General features: G+C 74.5%; 17 protein-coding genes and 2 pseudogenes. 7 read left to right on the top strand and 12 right to left on the bottom strand.

Features of this window, described 5'->3' with window-relative positions:
• Positions 1–34: 34 nt before the first annotated feature.
• Complete coding sequence (locus JQX11_RS14910) at positions 35–1,228, bottom strand: FAD-dependent oxidoreductase (RefSeq protein ID WP_204925550.1); 1,194 nt, start codon at positions 1,226–1,228, stop codon at positions 35–37.
• 100 nt (positions 1,229–1,328) lie between these two features.
• Here JQX11_RS14910 and JQX11_RS14905 point away from each other — a divergent pair, with 100 nt between their 5' ends.
• Complete coding sequence (locus tag JQX11_RS14905) at positions 1,329–1,883, top strand: TetR/AcrR family transcriptional regulator (protein WP_204925549.1); 555 nt, start codon at positions 1,329–1,331, stop codon at positions 1,881–1,883.
• Positions 1,884–2,016: 133 nt separating this feature from the next.
• Here JQX11_RS14905 and JQX11_RS14900 read toward each other — a convergent pair whose 3' ends face one another.
• The 3 genes from JQX11_RS14900 to JQX11_RS14890 all read right to left on the bottom strand — a co-directional run bounded on the left by JQX11_RS14900 (position 2,017) and on the right by JQX11_RS14890 (position 4,237).
• Positions 2,017–2,919: a sulfurtransferase gene (locus tag JQX11_RS14900; RefSeq protein ID WP_204925548.1), complete on the bottom strand. Its 903-nt coding sequence runs from the start codon at positions 2,917–2,919 to the stop codon at positions 2,017–2,019.
• A 63-nt stretch (positions 2,920–2,982) separates the two neighbouring features.
• Positions 2,983–3,465: an imidazolonepropionase-like domain-containing protein gene (locus tag JQX11_RS14895; RefSeq protein WP_204925547.1), complete on the bottom strand. Its 483-nt coding sequence runs from the start codon at positions 3,463–3,465 to the stop codon at positions 2,983–2,985.
• Position 3,466: 1 nt separating this feature from the next.
• The gene (locus tag JQX11_RS14890; RefSeq protein WP_204925546.1) at positions 3,467–4,237 is read right to left on the bottom strand and encodes an SGNH/GDSL hydrolase family protein; all 771 of its coding nucleotides are present in this window, start codon (positions 4,235–4,237) and stop codon (positions 3,467–3,469) included.
• A gap of 270 nt (positions 4,238–4,507) precedes the next feature.
• On the opposite strand from JQX11_RS14890, the pseudogene JQX11_RS14885 reads away from it, so the two are divergent.
• Positions 4,508–4,645 (top strand): annotated as a pseudogene (locus JQX11_RS14885) (DUF397 domain-containing protein); the annotation flags it as partial.
• 42 nt (positions 4,646–4,687) lie between these two features.
• Here JQX11_RS14885 and JQX11_RS33430 read toward each other — a convergent pair.
• The 3 genes and pseudogenes from JQX11_RS33430 to JQX11_RS14875 all read right to left on the bottom strand — a co-directional run bounded on the left by JQX11_RS33430 (position 4,688) and on the right by JQX11_RS14875 (position 7,201).
• Entirely contained in the window at positions 4,688–6,088 is a 1,401-nt protein-coding gene (locus JQX11_RS33430) for a transposase (RefSeq protein ID WP_204925544.1), read from the bottom strand.
• A gap of 221 nt (positions 6,089–6,309) precedes the next feature.
• A pseudogene (locus JQX11_RS33690) lies at positions 6,310–6,447 on the bottom strand (IS982 family transposase); the annotation flags it as partial.
• Positions 6,448–6,466: 19 nt separating this feature from the next.
• On the bottom strand, positions 6,467–7,201 hold the full coding sequence (locus JQX11_RS14875) for a class I SAM-dependent DNA methyltransferase (RefSeq protein ID WP_204925543.1): 735 nt from the start codon (positions 7,199–7,201) through the stop codon (positions 6,467–6,469).
• A gap of 243 nt (positions 7,202–7,444) precedes the next feature.
• On the opposite strand from JQX11_RS14875, the gene JQX11_RS14870 reads away from it, so the two are divergent.
• From JQX11_RS14870 to JQX11_RS14855, 4 genes are all read left to right on the top strand, one after another.
• Positions 7,445–9,256, top strand: coding sequence for a proline--tRNA ligase (locus tag JQX11_RS14870; RefSeq protein WP_204925542.1), 1,812 nt, complete (start codon positions 7,445–7,447; stop codon positions 9,254–9,256).
• Between the two features lie 58 nt (positions 9,257–9,314).
• Positions 9,315–9,734 (top strand): CBS domain-containing protein, encoded by a 420-nt coding sequence (locus JQX11_RS14865; protein ID WP_204925541.1) that lies wholly within the window; start codon positions 9,315–9,317, stop codon positions 9,732–9,734.
• Between the two features lie 181 nt (positions 9,735–9,915).
• A complete protein-coding gene (locus JQX11_RS14860) occupies positions 9,916–10,341 on the top strand; it encodes a SufE family protein (protein ID WP_145917200.1) in 426 nt (141 codons plus the stop codon).
• Between the two features lie 20 nt (positions 10,342–10,361).
• A complete protein-coding gene (locus JQX11_RS14855) occupies positions 10,362–10,994 on the top strand; it encodes a DsbA family oxidoreductase (RefSeq protein ID WP_204925540.1) in 633 nt (210 codons plus the stop codon).
• A 68-nt stretch (positions 10,995–11,062) separates the two neighbouring features.
• Here JQX11_RS14855 and JQX11_RS14850 read toward each other — a convergent pair whose 3' ends face one another.
• The 5 genes from JQX11_RS14850 to JQX11_RS14830 all read right to left on the bottom strand — a co-directional run bounded on the left by JQX11_RS14850 (position 11,063) and on the right by JQX11_RS14830 (position 14,439).
• Positions 11,063–11,611 carry a YbaK/EbsC family protein gene (locus JQX11_RS14850; protein ID WP_204925539.1) on the bottom strand — a complete coding sequence of 183 codons (549 nt, stop codon included), beginning with the start codon at positions 11,609–11,611 and terminating at the stop codon, positions 11,063–11,065.
• Between the two features lie 89 nt (positions 11,612–11,700).
• Positions 11,701–11,895, bottom strand: a complete 195-nt coding sequence (locus JQX11_RS14845) for a hypothetical protein (protein WP_204925538.1) — start codon at positions 11,893–11,895, stop codon at positions 11,701–11,703.
• Between the two features lie 130 nt (positions 11,896–12,025).
• Complete coding sequence (locus JQX11_RS14840; protein WP_204925537.1) at positions 12,026–12,673, bottom strand: GAP family protein; 648 nt, start codon at positions 12,671–12,673, stop codon at positions 12,026–12,028.
• A 51-nt stretch (positions 12,674–12,724) separates the two neighbouring features.
• Positions 12,725–14,095 carry an MFS transporter gene (locus JQX11_RS14835; protein WP_307826192.1) on the bottom strand — a complete coding sequence of 457 codons (1,371 nt, stop codon included), beginning with the start codon at positions 14,093–14,095 and terminating at the stop codon, positions 12,725–12,727.
• Positions 14,096–14,178: 83 nt separating this feature from the next.
• Positions 14,179–14,439 carry a hypothetical protein gene (locus tag JQX11_RS14830; RefSeq protein WP_204925536.1) on the bottom strand — a complete coding sequence of 87 codons (261 nt, stop codon included), beginning with the start codon at positions 14,437–14,439 and terminating at the stop codon, positions 14,179–14,181.
• A 197-nt stretch (positions 14,440–14,636) separates the two neighbouring features.
• On the opposite strand from JQX11_RS14830, the gene JQX11_RS14825 reads away from it, so the two are divergent.
• Positions 14,637–19,073, top strand: a complete 4,437-nt coding sequence (locus tag JQX11_RS14825) for a cation-translocating P-type ATPase (RefSeq protein WP_204925535.1) — start codon at positions 14,637–14,639, stop codon at positions 19,071–19,073.
• Positions 19,074–19,083 lie beyond the last annotated feature (10 nt).

Below are 19,083 nucleotides of genomic sequence, written 5' to 3'. Positions count from 1 at the left end.
CGCCCGACGACCGCGTGTCGGGCCTACCGCCGAACTACCGCCGACCGGCTTGCCGCTCGTCCCCCCGGTGGAGGGTCGTCGCGCGCTGCTGGAGGCCGGCGAGCCGCAGCGCGATCCGGCGGCGTACCGGCGGCATCCCCGACACCGCGCGCAACGCCAGGTCCCGCAGCGGCCGGCCGGCGGGCGGCAGGGTGGCCAGCCGGGTCAGCCTCGCGGCGAAGCCGACGACCTCTTCGGCGAGCGGCCGACGGCTGGCGGCGTAGTCGTCCAGCAGGGTGTCGGGGTGGCCGGCGAGGACGTCGCCGAGGGCGGTGCCGAGGGCCACCGCGTCACAGATGCCGAGGTTCATCCCCTGTCCACCGGCCGGGCTGTGCACGTGCGCGGCGTCCCCGGCGAGCAGTACCCGGCCACGCCGGTAGCGGTCGGCGATCCGGTGGTGGACGCGGAACCGGGAACTCCAGAGCACGTCGGTCACCCGGTCCGGCCGCCGGGTCGGGCCACGCTCGTCGAGCAGCGCCTGGAGCCGGGCGGCGTCCGGATCGCGGGGCGCGTCGGCGACGGCGGCGACCAGCCGGACCACGCCGTCCGGCAGGGGTGCCCACACGAGCGGACCCGGTCGGGCGAGGAAGAGCGCGACCTCGTCGCGGGGGAGCACGCTGCTCACCCGGACGTCGGCGAGCAGAAACGACTCGCCCACGTCGGCCGGCCCACCGAAGCCGATGCCGGCCAGGTCACGGACGGTGCTGTGCATGCCGTCCGCGCCGACCACCCAGCGGGCCCGCACGCCCGTCCCGTCGGCGAAGCCGGCGACCGTCCCGTCGCCGTCGTGGTCCAGGCCGGTGAGCTGGTACGGCCGGTGCACCTGCCCGCCGAGGGCGGCCAGCCGTTCGGTGAGCACCGCCTCGGTCACCGCCTGGGAGACCAGCAGCGCGTACGGGTACGTCGACGGCAGGTCCCCGAAGCCGAGGGTGAGCAGCACCCGGTCGCGGTCCCGCACGGTGAAGCGCGACGCCCGCAGTCCCCGGGCCACCAGCGGCGCGGTGACGCCGATCCGGTCCAGCACCTCAAGCGTGTACGCGTGCACGACGGCGGCCCGGGAGGTGACCGGCGGCGCGGACGCCCGGTCGACCACGGTCACCTCGACGCCCTGCCCGGCGAGGGTGGCCGCGACGGTCAGTCCGGTCGGGCCGGCTCCCACCACCAGGACGTCGGTCTGCGCGGGCAGCATCTCCCACCTCCGTTGCCAACACACGTTTGCCAACACTTGTTGGCAACGGTAGGCCGGGTGGACACCAGAGGTCAACGCCTGTTGGCATAGAGTCGGGGACATGACCGCCCGCCGATCGGACGCCACCCGGGCCGCGATCCTGACCGCAGCCCGGCAGCGGTTCGCCGCCGACGGATACGAGCGCGCCACCATCCGGGCCATCGCCGCCGACGCCAGGATCGACCCGTCCATGGTGATGCGCTACTACGGCAGCAAGGAAGGCTTGTTCGCGGCGGCCGCCGAGTTCGACCTGCGGCTGCCGGACCTCACCGACCAGCCCACCGACCAGCTCGGTGAGGTGCTGGTCCGGCACTTCCTCGACCGCTGGGAGGGCGACGGGACGCTGGTCGCACTGCTGCGTACCGCCGCCACCAACCAGGGTGCGGCCGACCGGATGCGGGCGGTCTTCACCGACCAGCTCGGCGCGGCGGTGGCCGCCGTCGTACCCGATCCGGCGCAGGCGCCCCGGCGGGCCGGGCTGGTCGCCAGCCAGATGCTCGGCCTGGCGCTGACCCGGTACGTGCTACGCCTACCCCCGGTGGTCGACACCCCGCCGGCCGACCTGATCACCTGGCTGGCCCCCACCGTCCACCGCTACCTCCGCGCCCCTGCCTGACCACCGTCCCGGCGACCGCCGGGTCGCCGCGACGCAATTGGGCGGATGTTGCGGTGTCCCGGGGCTGGGATACCGCAACATCCGCCCAAGCGCGACCCAGCCGGGCGCGGCCCGAAGCCCGGCGGAGGGCTGGTCAGCCGGCCAGACCGCCGGGCTGGTCACCCCGCACCACGGGGGCCCGGACCAGGTTGCCCCACTCGGTCCACGAACCGTCGTAGTTGCGTACCTGCGGGAAGCCCAGCAGGTGGTGGAGCACGAACCAGGTGTGGCTGGACCGTTCACCGATCCGGCAGTAGGCCACCACGTCGTCGGCCGGGCTCAACCCGAGCTGGTCGGTGTAGATCGCCCGCAGCTCGTCGGCCGACTTGAAAGTGCCGTCGTCGTTCGCGGCGGACTTCCACGGCTTGCTCACCGCGCCCGGGATGTGCCCCCCGCGCAGCGCGCCCTCCTGCGGATAGTCGGGCATGTGCAGCATCTCGCCGGTGTACTCACCCGGCGAACGGACGTCGACCAGCGGCCGACCCGCCGCCACGTGCGCCATCACCTGCTCCCGGTACGCCCGGACCGGTGCGTCGTTGCGCTGCGGCACCGGATAGTCAGCGCGCGGCCGGACCGTCTTCTCCCGGGTCAGCTCGCGCCCCTCGGCGATCCACTTCTGCCGGCCGCCGTCGAGCAGCCGTACGTCGGAGTGGCCGAACAGGGTGAACACCCACAGCGCGTACGCGGCCCACCAGTTGAAGTTGTCGCCGTAGAAGACCACCGTGTCGTCGCGGCCGATGCCCTTGGCCGCGCACAGCTCGGCGAAGCTCTCCGCGTCCAGGTAGTCCCGGGTCACCTGGTCGTTCAGCTCGGTGTGCCAGTCGACCTTGACGGCCCCGGGGATATGACCGGTGTCGTAGAGCAGCACGTCCTCGTCGGATTCGACCACGACGAGACCCTCGTCGCCGAGGTGTTCGGCCAACCATTCGGTGGTGACCAGCCGCTGCGGGTCGGCGTACGACTGGAGGCGGGGATGCGGATCACTCGGCACAGACATGAGCCCCAAGTTACGCCGGAATCCGGGGCGTCGACCGTCCGTTGGGCCCGGAACGTCGGTCGGTCAGGCGCGGCGGTGTACCAGGCGGCCGGCGACGACGGTGGCGAGGCAGCGGCCGTCGTCGGCGAAGACGGCCAGGTCGGCGCGGTTACCGACGGTGAGGGCCAGGGGTCGTGCCACGTCGAGGACGGCCACGTCGTTACGGGCCACCGCCGCCCGTAGCGCCGGGTCGGTCAGGTGCCCGGCGAGCACCGCACCGACCCCCACCCGCAGCAACGCGTGCACCCGTTCACGCGGACTGGCCGCCGGGGGCAGCGGCCCGTCGTGCACCAGCGCCGGCCCGAGGGTGCCGGGCCACCGCCGCACCCGCACCATCGGGTACGCCTGCGTCAGCTCCCCGACCGGTCCGACCGCCTCGATCCGGTCCCCGTCGACCAGCACCGCCCAGCCCGACAGCGACCCTCCGTCGCCCGGGGCCGGCTGGTCCGGCGGCGGCCCGTCGTCCCGGGTGAGGCGCAGCAGGGGGGCGGTGTGCAGGGTGCGCACGTCAGTCGGTGACCGGGCCGAGGATCGGACGCTTCGCGGTGACCGTGTCGCCGGAGGACCGGCCGGTGAGTCGACGGGTGATCCACGGGGCCAGGTGCCGGCCGACCCAGCTCAGGTCGGCGGCGCGGGCGGCGAGCCACGGGGTGGCGGCCGGGCGCTCCGGCACCATCAGCCACTCCTCGTCGCAGCCCACCCCGAGCGTCGTCAGCACCTGGGCGGCGACCCGCCGGTGCCCGGCGGCTGACAGGTGCAGCCGGTCGGGGCTCCAGAGCATCGGGTTGAGCCGGAACGTGTCGTCGGCGAACAGGTCGATCAGGATCGCGCCGTGCCGCTCGGAGATCTCGCCGATGAGCCGGTTGATCAGCGCGATCCGAGGTGAGACGAGACGCTGGCCGGGTAGCCGGGCCAGCACGTCGGCGAACCGGAAGAGGATCACGTCGGAACCGTTGGCGCGCAGCCGGGCCACCACGGCGTCGAACCGGGTCGCCAGCGCGTCCGGGTCGAAGGTACGGCGCAGCACGTCGTTGCCGCCGGCCGCGAAGCTGACCAGGTCGGGCTTCATGGCGAGCGCGGCGGGCACCTGCTCGGCGACGACACTCGGAAAGAGCCGGCCCCGGATGGCCAGGTTCGCGTAGCCGAAGTCCGGCCCGGCCTCGGCAGCCAGCCGGGTAGCCACCAGGTCCGCCCAGCCCCGGTAGGTGCCGTCCGGGTAGGCGTCGTCCATGCCCTCGGTGAAGCTGTCCCCGACCGCCACGAAGCTCCGCCAGCGCACGCCGCCCCCTCATGCCCTCGTCGACCGCGGCGACCAGTGTGTCACCGGCCGGCCCTCGCCTGTCGCCGCCCACCGCCCCAACGTGGCGCAGGTCATCGACCAGCACTCCGCGCCCTTGATCGACTCGCCTGGGGTCGGCTCTTTTGGGTTGATATAGCGGCATCCCGTACCTCCGGACACCGCTATATCGGCCCCCATGCCGCCGCCCGCCCCACCCCGGCCAGCTCAGCCCGGCGGGGCGGGGTGGCCGGTCCCCGGCGGTAGGGGGCCGTCGAGGTCGCCGGCGGCCGGCCGGGCGTCGTCGGGGTGCGCGACAGCAAGGACCCGACCGGGCCCGTCCTCACCTTCGAGCGCCGGGCCTGGCGCTCCTTCGTCGCCGCCACCGGCAAGGGTGTCGGCACCCACTGACCCGACCCGACCCGGCCCGCCGGCCCCGGCCCGACCCGGCGGCTACTGACCCAGGATCGCCTCGATCAGGCGCATGGTGCCGTCGCGTTCCCAGGCCGACTGGTAGTTGGCGACGATCGAGCCGGGTGGATAGTGCGCCGGCATGTCCGGCCAGGTGCAGCCGGTGCGTCTGCGGTGGTAGATCGCTTCCACGATCAGCCGGCGGTCGTACCGCCGGCCCCCATGCGCGTCGCTGCCCGGCAGGATCGCCGCGACCTGCCGCCACTGCTCGTCGGTGATGCCGCCCGGAGTCGACGGTCCGCGCTGCTCGGCCCGCTCGGGCCGGCGGGACGCTGGTCGCGGCACCTCGACAGCTCGCGGCACCTCGACAGGTTGCGGCGGTTGCGCACTGGCCTGTTGGCTTTCCCTGGCCGACAGCCGGGCCCGCGCCGCCGCCGCGATCTGTTCCCGAACCGGCAACGGCTGGGCCGGCGGATATCCGGTGAAGCCGGGTTCGAGGGCGGCGGTGAGGAGCCCGCATGCCTGGCGGAGCTGCTCCCACTGCGGGGCGAGGGCCTGCAGGTGGGCGGTCGCCGGATCGTCGGATTGCCCCTGCTGCCCGCCGAACGCCTGGAGGCGACCCAGGATCACCGGTTGACGGTGGGCGTACCAGGCCATGACGCGGGCGATGGCATCGTGCACCGACGACCGGTACTCCTCCTGGTACGGCCCGGCCAGGCTGAACGCGTACGCCTGCGTGTTGTACTCGGCCATGTCGGCGGCGAGGTCCGGGCAGTCCGCCAGCACCTGCGGGAACTGGTCGGGGTCCAGGTAGTCCAGCCACCGGGGCGCCGGCTGGTCGCCGCCGTCAGGTGCCGGGTCCCCGGGCTGACCGGGCAGGTCCGGTTGCGCGACGGTGGCGGTCAGATACCACTGCCGCAGGTGCTCGTCGCAGGCCGCGGCGAAGTACGGCAGGTACGCCCCGGCGACCTCGCCGGCGAGGGCCTCGGCGGCTACCGACCAGAAGGCGAACGTGGCCCCGGTGTCCACCTCGAACACCTGCGCCAACCGGGCGACCAGCGCGTACATGTCGTCGATCTGTGCGAACTCCGCGACGAGCGTCGGATCGACCTCCCCGAACGCCACCGCCAGGGGGTGGTCGACCCACGGCGGCCGGACGGTGTCCACCAGCGCGACGACGAGGTGGTCCCGGTCCAACTGCCCACTGGCGTGCTGCTGGAGCAACGTGATCGTGGCCAGGCTACGGCGCAGCTGGTCGACGCCGGTGTGGGCGGCCTGCTCGTCGGCCCAGGCGTGGAACATCGCCAGGCAGGCGGGGTTCTGCTGGGTCTCGGCCCAGGTGAGGCGCTGGAAGAACGCCGGCTCGTGCTCGGCGATCCAGGCGAAGGTCGTGGCGAACGTGTGTTGCCATGGCGCCGGCTGGACGTCCTGATGCGGATGCACGCCTGTCTCCCGGTCAGTGGGCGGGTCCGCACCAGCGTGCACCGGATCTACCGGCCCGCTCCCCGGTCACCGGCCGGCCCTGCGGGCAGTCCGGGCTGCCCCTGCGGGCAACGCGGCGACGGCCAGTCCGGGCGCGGCGACGGCCAGTGCGGGCGCGATGACGTCGAGACGCGGTGCCCACCGCTGAAGGCCGGCGTTGCGCGACCCGGGCAGCCACCCCTCAGGCCCGGACGGTCAGCGACCAGGCCCGGATCGTGATCCAGGACCGCGGTCAGAACCTGCCGCTCGTCGACCTTCGGCGTAGCCAGCGCCCCGGTGATCGGCAGACCCGACGGGGTGCAGACCAGATGCAGACGCAGGCTAGGGCTAGGGCTAGGGCTAGGGCAGACGGTAGACGGAGACGTGGGAGCGGGATTCGGCGGTGAACTCGCCGCCGGTCCAGTCCGCGTGCCGGCTCTCCAGGGCGAACCCGCCGAGCTGCCCCATCAGGTCCAGCTCGGCGGGCCAGACGTAGCGGTGCGGGGTGCGGAACAGTTCCGCCTGCCGACCGTCGCCGAACCGGAAATGGTGGGACACCACCTGCTGGTTCAGCACGTCGTAGGTGTCCAGGCCGACGTAGCCGGGTTCGGAGTGCCACACCACCGCCTGCTGACCGGGCGGCAGTTTGCGCAGCTCGGGCACCCACAGTTCAACGACGAACCGGCCACCGGGGGCGAGGTGCCGGGCGGCGTTGCGGAAGCAGGCCACCTGCTCGGCCTGGGTGAGCAGGTTGGCGATCGTGTTGTAGATCAGATAGACGAGGGAGAACTCACCCGGGGCGACGGCGGTCGCCATGTCACCGGCGACCACCGGGATCGTGTCCGCGTCCACCTTGGTGCGGAGCTGCGCGATCATCGGGGCGGACAGCTCGATGCCGGTGACCGGGACCCCCCGGGCGGCCAGCGGGACGGCGACCCGACCGGTCCCGATGGCGAACTCCAGTGCCGGCCCGTCACCAGCGAGCGCGGCCAGCCGGTCCACCGTCGGCCCCAGCACCTCGGCCGCGAACATGCCCTCGCCCGGCGTGTCGTAGTGCCGAGCAGCCTCGGCGTCCCAGATCTCGTCCTGCCGCATGCCCCGATGCTCACCGCCCCGGAAAACCATGTCCATCGAATTACCCACCCCACCCACCCCGCGCCCCAGCCCCACCTCCGCCCCGCCCCCTCGCCCCGGTGATCAAGAGGTTTGCGTCACCCCGCCCCCGGAATCCTGACGCAAACCTCTTGATCACCGCGAAATAGCGGAGGCGCGCGGGGTGGAGGGCGGAAGGGGTGAAAGGGATCGCTGGGGTGGGGGGTGCGGCCTTACGCTGCGTCGATGTTGCTTCGTACGTCGACCACCCTGCTGCGGACCCTGCGCGAGGACCCGGCGGACGCGGAGGTGCCGAGCCACCGGCTCCTGCTGCGCGCCGGTTACATCCGCCGCGTCGCCCCGGGCGGGTACGCCTGGCTGCCGCTGGGCAAACTGGTGCTGGACCGGGTCACCGAGATCGTCCGGTCGGAACTGGCCGCGATCGGCGACCAGGAGGTGCACTTCCCGGCGCTGCTGCCGGCGGAGCCGTACCGGACCAGCGGCCGGTGGACGGAGTACGGCGACGACATCTTCACCCTCGCCGACCGGCGCGGAGCCGAGCACCTGCTCGCCCCCACCCACGAGGAACTGGCGACGCTGCTGGTCAAGGACCTGGTCTCGTCGTACCGGGACTTCCCGTTGACGATCTTCCAGATCCAGACGAAGTTCCGCGACGAGGCCCGCCCCCGGGCCGGGCTGCTGCGCGGGCGGGAGTTCCTGATGAAGGACGCCTACTCGTTCGACCTGGACGACGACGGTCTGCGCGCGTCGTACGCCCGGCACCGGGCGGCGTACCGGCGGGTCTTCGACCGGTTGGGGCTGGCGTACACGGTCGTGCGGGCGGTCTCCGGGGCGATGGGCGGCTCGGCCTCGGAGGAGTTCCTGGCCGGCACCCCGGTCGGTGAGGACACCTACGTCGGCTGCACGGCCTGCGACTACGCGGCGAACACCGAGGCGGTGACGACCCCCGCCCCGGCCGGCGGCGATCCTGACTCGCACCGCCCCATCGAGGTGCACGACACCCCGCAGACGCCGACCATCGCCGCGCTGGTGGCCCTCGCCAACGACCGGAGGCTCGCCGGGCGGCACGACTGGGCCGCCGCCGACACCCTGAAGAACGTGGTGCTGACCGTACGCCGGCCCGGCGCGGACACCCCCGAGGTGCTGGTGATCGGCCTGCCCGGCGACCGGGAGGTGGACCTCCGGCGGGTCGCGGCGGCCCTGCACCCGGCCGACGTGGCGGTCTTCGACGACTGGGCCGCCCACCCCGGGCTGGTCCGGGGCTATCTCGGGCCGCAGGTGCTGGCCAAGCTCGGGCTGCGTTACCTGGTCGATCCCCGGGTGGTCAACGGCACCGCCTGGCTGACCGGGGCCAACGAGCCGGGGCGGCACGCCACCGACGTGGTGTGCGGGCGGGACTTCGTCCCCGACGGCACCATCGAGGCGGCCGAGGTCCGCCCCGGTGACCCCTGCCCGGCCTGCGCCGCCACCGCCAGCGGAACTCCCGGCCGCACCGCCGCCGGGAGGGACGGCAGCGGCGGTGAGCTGACGATCCGGCGCGGGATCGAGATCGGGCACATCTTCCAGCTCGGCCGCCGGTTCACCGACGCGTTCGCCCTCGACGTGCTGGGCGCGGCGGGCAAACCGGTCCGGCCCACCATGGGCTGCTACGGCATCGGGGTGTCCCGGGCGGTCGCGGCGATCGCCGAACAGCACCACGACGAGCGGGGGCTGATCTGGCCGGCGGCGGTCGCGCCGTGCGACGTACACCTGGTGGTGGCGGGCAAGGGGGCGCAGCTCGACGCGGCGCTCGACCTCGGCGGCCGACTGTCGGCGGCCGGCCTGCGGGTGCTCGTCGACGACCGGGCCAACGTCTCGGCCGGGGTGAAGTTCACCGATGCCGAGCTGATCGGCATCCCGTGCGTCGTGGTGGTCGGCCGCCGACTCGTCGACGGGTACGTCGAGGTGCGCGACCGGGCGACCGGCGGACGCGACGAGGTGCCGTGGGACGGCCTGGCCGACCAACTGCTGAGTCGGGTTCGCGGCAACGGGGTGTAGCGGACGCGCCACGGGGTACCGAAGTCGGATCGACTACGGGTGTTGTACGGAGGCTCTCATGTACCGGGTCAGTGACGTGATGACCAAGCAGGTGGTCTATCTGTCGGCGGAGACCACTCTGGACGAGGCGGCCAGGGTGATGAAGGAGGCCGACATCGGGGACGTGGTGGTCACCGACGGCTCCACGCTGGCGGGTCTGCTGACCGACCGGGACATCGTGGTCCGGGCGGTGGCCGAGTGCAGCGACCCGACCAGCACCTCGATCGGCTCGATCATCACCCGGGAGGTCGTGATGATCGAGCAGCACGCCACGGCCGGCGAGGCGGTGGCGTTGATGCGCGAGCGCAACATCCGGCGCATCCTGGTCTGCGACAACGAACGCAAGCTCGTCGGCATCGTCTCCCTGGGTGACCTGGCGATGCAGCTCGACCCCAGCTCGGCGCTGGCCGACATCAGTGAGGGCGCCCCGAACAACTGAGCCGAGCACGACGGCCGGGGTACGGGCGGGAACGACGGCCGGCGGTGCGGGCGGGAACGACGGCCGGTGCAGACGAATGACGTGGCCGGGGGCAGGTGGACCCACCCCCGGCCGGAACGGCCGCGCCGGCCGGTGCCGACCGTCGGGCGGGGACGGCAGGGGACGGCGGTAGCCTGGCGGAATGCCCGAGATGCCGACGAAGCTGGCCGAGATCGTCGAGGAGTTCGCCGACGCGCCCCGTGACGTGGTGCTGGAAATGCTGCTGGAGTACGCCGACGTGGTCCCGCCGTTGCCGGCCGGGGTGGACCGCGACGACCTGGAGCAGGTCCCCGAGTGCCAGACGGCGTTCTTCCTGCGCGCCGAGGTCGCCCCGGACGGCACGGTGACCACCGTGTTCGACTGCCCACCCGAGGCACCCACCACCCGGGCCTTCGCCGGCATCCTCGCCGAGGGGCTGGCCGGGGCGAGCGCCGCGCAGGTGCTTGACGTGCCGGACGACCTCTACCAGCGGATGGGCCTGGCCCAGGCGATCAGCCCGCTGCGGGTACGCGGCGGCACCGCGATCCTGGCCCGACTCAAGCGACAGGTACGGGAACAAGTGGGCTGAGCTGGGGGTTGTCTCCGGTCATGGAGATCGAGATCTACGCCGATGTGGTCTGCCCCTGGTGCTACATCGGCAAGCGCCGACTCGAACAGGCCCTCGCGTCGTACGACGGTGAGGTGACCGTCAGGTACCGGCCGTTCCAGCTCGACCCGTCGCCGGTGACCACGCCCGGGCCGCTGCTCGACGCGCTGGCCGCGAAGTTCGGTGGCCGGGAGCGGGCCGAGTCGATGGCCGGCCAGGTGACCCAGGTGGCCGCCGGGGTGGGGCTGACGTTGAACTTCGACCGGGCGGTGAGCGCCAACACCTTCGACGCGCACCGGCTGGTCCGGTTCGCCGACGAGCACGGCCTGGCGGGTGAGCTGGTCGAGGCCCTCTACCGGGCGCACTTCACCGACGGGGTCGACGTCGGCTCGCCGGAGGCGTTGGTGGCGCTGGCCACCTCGGTCGGGCTGGACGAGACCGGGGCGCGCGAGTACCTGGCGTCGAACGCCGGCCGCCGCGAACTGGCCGCCGACCTGAGCACCGCCCACCAGCTCGGGGTGACCAGCGTGCCGACCTTCGTACTCGCCGGCAAGTACGGCGTCACCGGGGCGCAGGAGCCCGAGACGCTGCTCGCCGCCCTGACCGAGGTCGCCCAGCGGGAGTCGGCCGCCTGATGCCCGCGCCGGGGTGGCATCGACCGGCGCGATGTTTCACGTGCAACAACATCGAAGAACAGGAATGGCTAGGCGGGCCGGGCCAGGCCCTCCACCACCCGCGCCCCGGGCAGCGCGCCGAGCGCCGGCCCGGGCAGGGCGATCTTGCTGTGCCGTACGCCGGACCCGATGATCACGTGCGGGGTGGCGATCACCCGGGCGTCGACCAGGATCGGCCACGACTCCGGCAGCCCGATCGGGGTGATCCCGCCGTACTCCATCCCGGTCGACTCGACCGCCTCGGCCATCGGGGCGAAGCTCGCCTTGCGCACGTCCAGCGTCCGGCGGACCACCCCGTTGACGTCGGCCCGGGTGGTGGCGAGCACCACGCAGGCGGCGTACCGGATCTCACCCTCCCGCTTGCCGGCGATCACCACGCAGTTCGCCGACACGTCCAGCCCCACCTCGTACGCCGCGCAGAACGCCGCCGTGTCGGCCAGGGTGGCGTCGATCGGGGCGACCAGGACGGCGTCGACGTCGACGGGCGCCTGAGCCGGCCACGACGCCAACGCGGCGGCCACCGGTGCCGCCAGCAGGTCGGGTCGGGTGCGGGCGGGCTCGGTCTGCAACGTTCCCATCACGGCAGCGATCCTCGCACCCCGGGCCGCCGGCCGCCCGTCGGGCCACGCCCGCAGGCCACCGGGCCTGCCGCCACGGGTCCGGCAGGTCAGCTGCCGCCGAGGAAGGAGTTCTCCCGCAGGAACGCCCGGTCGTCGGCCGACGCCGACTGCGCACCCCGCAGCACCTGGGGCCGGCGGGCCTCCAGATCCTCCATGCCGTGCCGCACGGCGAGACGGATCACCCCGTAGAGGAAGACCAGGCCGAAGACGTAGAGCAGCACCGTGACGACGAAGACCAGCATGGCGTCACGGTAGGCAGGGCCGAACCCGTAGCAGGCTCATCTTCGGTCGGTTCCCCCGTACGTGTCGGCCAGTTGATCGGCGTCCCGCCGCCCGGCCGCCCAGCCGACGGGCCGGCCACCCGGCACGGCCTCACTTGAGCAGGTCGACGACGGTCAGCACGAGGAAGAACCCCACCACCGCCTCGCTGATGATCCACGAGTGCCGGTCCGCCCAGTCGCGCATCCGGGGCAGCACCCGGTCCGCCCGGTCACCGAACAGCAGCAACGCCAGCAGCGGTAGCGCGAGCAACAGCACGGTCAGCAGCACGAACGGCACCAGGTGCCACCACGGCAGCCCGTGCCGGGCGGCGGTCGCCCCCACCGTCACCATCGTCAGGTCGTCGGAGGGCATCACCACGAACAGCAGCAGGCCCAGCCGGAACGCGTACCCGAAGCCGGCATGCTGCAGGCGGCCCATCCACCCGGGTTCGCCGGCCGAGTGCCGCCGGAGGAACACCACCACGGCCAGCACCACCAGCAGCGCCAGCACCACCCAGTCGATGACCGTCTCGACCGGCTTGCGGCCGCCACCCCCGCCGCCACCACCGGCCGCACCCCTGACCAGCCGGAAGACCAGCCAGGCGAGGGTCGTACCGGCGGACACCGCGAGCGCCGCGCCGGCCAGGAAACCCGTCGACGCCCGCCGGGGCCGGTCACCGGAGGCGAGGAAGACCGCCGCCACCAGCTGCGTACCGGCCACCATCACCACGGCCATCGGCAGGAACGTCAGGAGGTTCATCGCCCACCATCCTCGCCGTCGGCACGGCCGGCCCGGCGGGATTCGCCCGGATCAGGCGGTCCGCTCCCGGCCCGGCACCACCCGGCCGGCGAGCACCGCGCCGAGCAGCGCACACGCCACCGCCACGGCGAGCGTCCCCGCGTACCCGGCCGGGCCGGGCGTCGTCCCGGCGGCGAGCACCGTGCCGGTCAACGCCAGCACGGTGGCGGTGAACAACGAGTCGGCCAGTTGCAGCGAGGAACTGTTGCGGCCCTGCTCCTCGGGGGCCGACAGGGCCAGCGTCAACACCGACAGCGACGGGAACGTCAACCCCATCCCCAACCCGGCCACCGCCCAACCGGCCACCCCGACCGCCACCGGCACCGCCGGCCAGACGGCGAGGGTGACGGTGGCCGTGCCCGCCGCCACGCAGGCCAGCCCGAGCCGGGGCAGGGTCGCCGAGGACCGTGGCGGCGGCAGCCGACTCTGCGCCCAGGAACCCACCGACCAGGACAGCGCGCCGACGGTCAGCACCAGCCCGGCGGCGGTCGGCGAGAAGCCGCGTTCCCGGGACAGCATCAGCGGGATGACCACCTCCGCGCCCACGAACGCCGCCGCCGCCAACCCGCGCAGACCCACCACCGTGGGCAGGCCCCGGGCCGCCCGCAGGAACCCCGCCGGCAGCAGCCGGGGCGCGCAGACCCCCAGGCCGGCCAGGGCAACCGCCACCAGGATCAACCCGAGCACGCCGCGCTGCTGCCCCCCGTGGTGCAGCAGTGCGGCGCTCACCCCCGCCCCGGCCGCCCACCCGATCCGGGCCGCCGCGCCCGCCGGCGGCCCGGCCGGCGGCGGGCGGTGCAGCGTCCGCAGGCCCGACTCGACCAGCAGCACCGCCGGCAGCGCCACCACCGGTACGGCGAGGAAGACCCACCGCCAGCCCAGGTACTCCACGATCAGCCCGGCCAACGCCGGCCCGACCAGCGACGGTACGACCCACGCCGCCGCGAACGCGGCGAACACCCGACGCCGCAGTTCCTCCGGGTACGCCTGCCCGACCACCACGTACAACGCGACGGAGAGCAGGCCGGAGCCGAAGCCCTGCACCGCCCGGCCGACCACCAGGGTGCCCATCGCGTCGGCGCTCCCGGCGACGAACAGGCCGGCGACGAACAGACCCACCCCGGCCCACATCGGCCCCCGGGGACCCCGAGCGTCGCACCAGATACCGGAGAGCACCATGGCCAGCACACCGGCGGCGAACGAGCCGCCGAAGGCGAGCGCGTACAGCCCGAGCCCGTCCAGCGCGCGGGCCACCGTGGGCATCGCGGTGCCCACCGCCAACGCCTCGAAGGCGAGCAGCGACACCAGGGCGACGCTGCCCACCGTCATCGCCCGCAGGCGCGGGTCGTAGAGGCGGGTGGCCGGCGTCAGGGTGGCGGTCACCGGGTGACGCCGGGCGGTACGTCAGACATGCGCCCAGCCTGCGACCTGCACCCGGGTTCAGGTCAAGGGTGAGCCCGGTCTCGTCAGGCTGACTCCAGTGCCTCGCCGAGCCCCCTGGCCAGCCCCGACAGGTGCTGGTCGGCGAGCAGGTGACCGGCGGTGATCACCAGGGCCAGCGGCCACTCGATGACCTGGAGAGCGGCGAGCACCCCCAGCCCGGCGTAATAGGCGATCTTGTCCGGTGGTGGCACCGCCACCTCGCCCAGCATCGGCACCTCCACCCGTCGGGTGTACACCCGGACCATCTCGTGACCGCCGCTGAGATGACGCGTGATCGTGCTCATTCCGGCCTCCCTGCCACTCGTCGGGTCGTCAGGGGGATTCCACCGGCACCGCCGTCCATGCCCCGCCACCGGCGGAAACTTCCCCCGACCGACGGGCATAACGGACGCCCGACCGGGAAGCCAGGCCCCCTGACGAACGCGGGAGGCGAGATGGGGTACGGCGGCAGTGGGCGGGACCGATCCGCCCGTACCCCCCGATGACCACGCTGGGCCGGGTCGCCGGCCGGGTCCTCCCGTCGGTGCCGGTGCCGCCGCTGCTCGGCGGGGCGTCCCGTACCGTCGGTTCGGCCGCCGGCCGGCTGGCCCGGGTGGCCGGGTTGACCCGCCGTCGGGTCTGGTCCCGCGACGGCCGGCACCACATCGAGGTGCACGGCGTCTGCCAGGACGGCGGTGACCGGCTGGCCTGCCAGGTCGAGGCGGCGTTGGAGCGGCTGCCCGGGGTGGCCTGGGCGCGGGTGAACGCCCCCTCCGGCCGGGTCGTGGTGGCCGTCGAGGACCCGAAGCCGAAACTCGCCACCCTGATCGACACCGTGGCCCGGGTCGAGCGGGTCTGCCCGCACGAGCCGGACCCGGAGATCCCGCCCCCGCACCCGCCGGAGGACGGGCCACGTACCCCCCGGACCCTCGGCGCGCTCGCCTCCGACGCGCTGGGCCTGACCATCTCCGCCGCCACCCGCATCCTGCCGTTCACCCCGGTACCGGGCGAGGTGGCCGGCCTGCTCACCGCCGTCGACCTGCACCCGAAGCTGCACGACCTGGCCGGCCGGGGGCTGCGTGCCGACCCGCGCGCCGAGGTGCTGTTCCCGCTCGCCGAGGCGGTCGTGCAGGGGCTGACCGGCGGCTGGGCCGGCATCGTCCTCGACGGCGCGCAGCGGATCGTGCAGTGGGGTGAGGCGCGCGCCCAGCTCACCGCGTGGACCCGGGCGGAGCCGAGACTGACCGGTGACCCGCGACGCGCCGTCGCCCGGTCACCCGGCCCCGGCCGTCCCTGCCCCCGACCCGACGGCCCCGTCGAACGGTACGTCTCGACGATGCTCGCCACCGGAGCCGCCGCCGGGGCCGCCGCGTGGCCCGTCGCCGGTCCGAAGCGGGCCGCCGCGCTCGGGCTCGCCGCGCTGCCCAAGGCCCCCGGCAGTGGCCGCGAGGGGTACGCCGCGCAGCTCGGCCGGGTGCTGGCACGGCGCGGCGTGATCGCGATGGACCGCAGTGTGCTGCGGGAACTCGACCGGATCGACACGGTGGTGCTGGACGCGGCCGTGCTCGGCTCGCCCCGGGGTGTCCTCGCCGACCTGGCCCCGCTGGCCGGCACGGACACCGGGGAGGTGGCCGGCCGGGCGTTCGCCCTGTTCGACCCCGACCACCCGGACGAGACCCACGAGGCCGACGGTTGGCGACTCGGGCCACTGGCCGATCTCGACGCCGTCGACCCGGGGGACACCCCGCAGAGCCGGCGGCTGCGCGCGACGGACGGCCCCCTGCTCGGCCTCGCCCACGGTGGCACCCTCGCCGCCGTCGTCCGGGTCGCCCCCGAGCCGGCGCCCGGCGTCGACGCGCTGCCCGCCGCCGCCCGGCACGCCGGCCTGCGCCTGGTCGTCGCCGGCCCGGACCCGCAGCGGTACGGCTTCGCCGACGCGGTGCTGCCCGGCGGGGACCGGCTCGCCGGATCCGTCCGGGCCCTGCAACGCGACGGGGCGGTGGTGCTGCTGGTCTCCGGCGACCGGTCGGCGCTGGCGGCGTCCGACTGCGGGCTCGGCGTGGCCGCCCCCGACGACCTGCCCCCGTGGGGTGCCCACCTGCTCGTCGGCACCGACCTGCGGATCGCGGCGCTGCTGATCGAGGCGGCCGGGGTGGCCCGGCGGATGACCGGGCAGAGCATCCGCCTCGCCATGGCCGGCACCGGGCTCGGCGCGTTGGGTGCGTTCACCGCCGCGCCGACGCAGCTTCCCGGCCGTAGCCTCGCCGCCGTCAACGGCGCGGCGGCGGTGGCCTTCGCCAACGGGGTGTGGCGGGCCCGCCGGCTACCCGACCCGGCCGTGGCCCCGACGCCGGCCACCACCGCCTGGCACCTGATGCCGGTCCCGACCGTGCTGCGGCACCTCGGCACCGGCCCGGACGGGCTCACCGATGCCGAGGCGCAGCGCCGGCACCGCACCGACCCGGACCCGTCGGCCGGGCCGGTCGGCCTGTTCCGGGCGTTCGTCGACGAGCTGGCCAACCCACTCACGCCGGTGCTCGCCGCCGGTGCCGTCCTGTCGGCGGCGTTCGGCTCGCTCGTCGACGCGGCCCTGGTCGGCGGCGTGGTCGGCGGGTCGGCGCTGGTCGGGGCGGTGCACCAGCGCAACACCGACCGGGCGCTGGCCGAGCTGCTGTCCCGCTCGGCGGTCACCGCCAAGGTGCTGCGGGACGGCGCCGAACGGGTGGCCGCCGCCGAGGACCTGGTCTGCGGTGACGTGGTGATCCTCGGCCCCGGGGACGCGGTGCCCGCCGACTGCCGGGTGCTCACCGCCGACGGTCTGGAGGCCGACGAGTCGTCGCTGACCGGTGAGTCGCTGCCGGTGCCCAAGGGGGCCGCCCCGGTGGTCGCCGCCGTCCTCGCCGACCGCGCCTCGATGCTGTACGAGGGCACCACCGTCGCCACCGGCCACGGCACCGCCGTGGTCGTCGCCACGGGTGCCGCGACCGAGTCGGGTCGCAGCCTCGCGCTGGCCCGGCAGGCCCCACCGGAGAGCGGGGTGGAGGCCCGGCTCGGCCGGCTCACCCGCTCGGCGGTCCCGCTGGCCGTCGCGTCGGCGATCGCGGTGGCCGGGGCGGGACTGCTGCGGGGCGTACCGCTGGGGCAGACGGCGGCGACCGCCGCGAACCTGGCCGTGGCGTCGGTGCCGGAGGGGCTGCCGTTCCTGGTCAGCGCGGCCCAGCTGGCCGCCGCCCGACGGTTGGCCGAGCACGGCGCGCTGGTCCGCAACCCGCGCACCATCGAGGCGCTGGGCCGGGTCGACGTGCTCTGCTTCGACAAGACGGGCACCCTCACCGAGGGCCGGCTGCTGCTCGCCGGGGTCGGCGACGGCGACCGGTTCGACCCCGTCGACCGGCTCGACGACGAGTTGCGCCGGGTCCTCGCCGCCGGGCTGCGCGCCACCCCGTACGCGGCCGACCCGCAGGAGCTGCCCCAGCACACCGACCGGGCGGTCCGGTACGGCGCACGGCAGGCGGACACGACCGAGCAGACCGGTGCGCACGGGTGGACGGCGGTGGGTGGGCTGCCGTTCGAGCCGTCCCGGGGTTACCACGCGACAGTCGGGCGCACCGCCGACGGTCTGCTGCTGAGCGTGAAGGGCGCCCCGGAGACCGTGCTGCCCCGGTGCGGCGCGTGGCGGCTGCCGGGCGGCCGGGACGAGCCGCTGGACGACGAACGCCGGGAGCGGCTGCACGGTGTGCTCGCCGACCGGGCCGGGGCGGGGCACCGCATCCTCGCCGTCGCGGAGTGCCGGGTCGGTGCCGAGACGGTCACCGACGACGAGGTACGCGGGCTGGTCTTCGTCGGCTTCCTCGCCCTCGCCGACGGGATCCGCGACAGCGCCGCCCCGGCGGTCCGCCGGATCAGGCAGGCCGGCGTGCACACCATCATGATCACCGGGGACCATCCGGCCACCGCCGAGGCGATCGCGTCGGCGATCAGCCCGGATGCCGACGGTCAACGGGTGGTCACCGCCACCGACCTGGACCAGTGGGACGACGCGGAGCTCGGCGAACGGCTCAGCCGTACCGACGTGGTGGCCCGGTGCACCCCGGCGCACAAGGTACGGATCATCCAGGCGTTGCAGAAGTGCGGGCGGACCGTGGCGATGACCGGGGACGGCGCCAACGACGCGCCGGCGATCCGGCTGGCCGACGTCGGCATCGCCCTCGGCCAGCGGGGCACCCCGGCCGCCCGCGCCGCCGCCGACCTGGTGGTCACCGACGACCGGCTGGAGACCATCATCGCCACCCTGGTCGAGGGACGGGCGATGTGGTCGTCGGTACGCCACGCGCTGAGCATCCTGGTCGGCGGCAACCTCGGCGAGATCGCCTTCAGTGTGCTCAGCGCCGCCGTCACCGGCCGGTCGGCGCTCAACGGCCGGCAGTTGCTCCTGGTCAACCTGCTCACCGACCTGGCGCCGGCGCTGGCCATCGCCGTCCGACCGCCCGACGCCGACCACGCCGACGGCCTGCTCCGCGAGGGGCCCGACGCCTCCCTCGGCGGCACCATGACCCGGGAGATCGGACTGCGCGCCGCCGCCACCACCCTCGGGGCGACCGCCGGCTGGACGGTGGCCCGGTGGACCGGCCGGGAACGACGCGCCGGCACGGTGGCCCTGGTCTCCCTGGTCGGCACGCAGCTGGGGCAGACCGTCCTGGCCGGCGGCACCAGCCCGACGGTGCTCGCGTCGACGGCGGCGTCGGTCGGGGTGCTCGCCGCCGTGGTGCAGACACCCGGGGTGAGCCAGTTCTTCGGCTGCACCCCGCTCGGCCCGGTGGGGTGGACCATCGCCGCCGGGTCGGCGCTCGGCGCGACCTTCGCCAACGGCACGTTGACCCGGCTGGTGGAACACCTGCCGGCCCGGGGCCGGCCCGCTGACCCGCCGTCGGCAGGCTAGACCTTCGGCG

The organism is Micromonospora humida (assembly GCF_016901255.1).
In the GTDB taxonomy this organism is placed as follows: Bacteria; Actinomycetota; Actinomycetes; order Mycobacteriales; family Micromonosporaceae; genus Micromonospora; species Micromonospora wenchangensis.
The sequence above is the reverse complement of the archived record's forward strand: the minus strand, read 5'-3'. Positions and strand labels throughout refer to the sequence as shown.

Excerpts from the sequence above, each read along its gene's own strand:
- JQX11_RS14830 (WP_204925536.1), bottom strand. The coding sequence starts at position 14,439 with ATGAGCACGATCACGCGTCATCTCAGCGGCGGTCACGAGATGGTCCGG.
- JQX11_RS14870 (WP_204925542.1), top strand. The coding sequence starts at position 7,445 with ATGTTGCTTCGTACGTCGACCACCCTGCTGCGGACCCTGCGCGAGGAC.
- JQX11_RS14850 (WP_204925539.1), bottom strand. The coding sequence starts at position 11,611 with ATGGGAACGTTGCAGACCGAGCCCGCCCGCACCCGACCCGACCTGCTG.
- JQX11_RS14855 (WP_204925540.1), top strand. The coding sequence starts at position 10,362 with ATGGAGATCGAGATCTACGCCGATGTGGTCTGCCCCTGGTGCTACATC.
- JQX11_RS14825 (WP_204925535.1), top strand. The coding sequence starts at position 14,637 with ATGACCACGCTGGGCCGGGTCGCCGGCCGGGTCCTCCCGTCGGTGCCG.
- JQX11_RS14905 (WP_204925549.1), top strand. The coding sequence starts at position 1,329 with ATGACCGCCCGCCGATCGGACGCCACCCGGGCCGCGATCCTGACCGCA.
- JQX11_RS14865 (WP_204925541.1), top strand. The coding sequence starts at position 9,315 with ATGTACCGGGTCAGTGACGTGATGACCAAGCAGGTGGTCTATCTGTCG.
- JQX11_RS14875 (WP_204925543.1), bottom strand. The coding sequence starts at position 7,201 with ATGCGGCAGGACGAGATCTGGGACGCCGAGGCTGCTCGGCACTACGAC.
- JQX11_RS14840 (WP_204925537.1), bottom strand. The coding sequence starts at position 12,673 with ATGAACCTCCTGACGTTCCTGCCGATGGCCGTGGTGATGGTGGCCGGT.
- JQX11_RS14845 (WP_204925538.1), bottom strand. The coding sequence starts at position 11,895 with ATGCTGGTCTTCGTCGTCACGGTGCTGCTCTACGTCTTCGGCCTGGTC.
- JQX11_RS14860 (WP_145917200.1), top strand. The coding sequence starts at position 9,916 with ATGCCCGAGATGCCGACGAAGCTGGCCGAGATCGTCGAGGAGTTCGCC.
- JQX11_RS14910 (WP_204925550.1), bottom strand. The coding sequence starts at position 1,228 with ATGCTGCCCGCGCAGACCGACGTCCTGGTGGTGGGAGCCGGCCCGACC.
- JQX11_RS14900 (WP_204925548.1), bottom strand. The coding sequence starts at position 2,919 with ATGTCTGTGCCGAGTGATCCGCATCCCCGCCTCCAGTCGTACGCCGAC.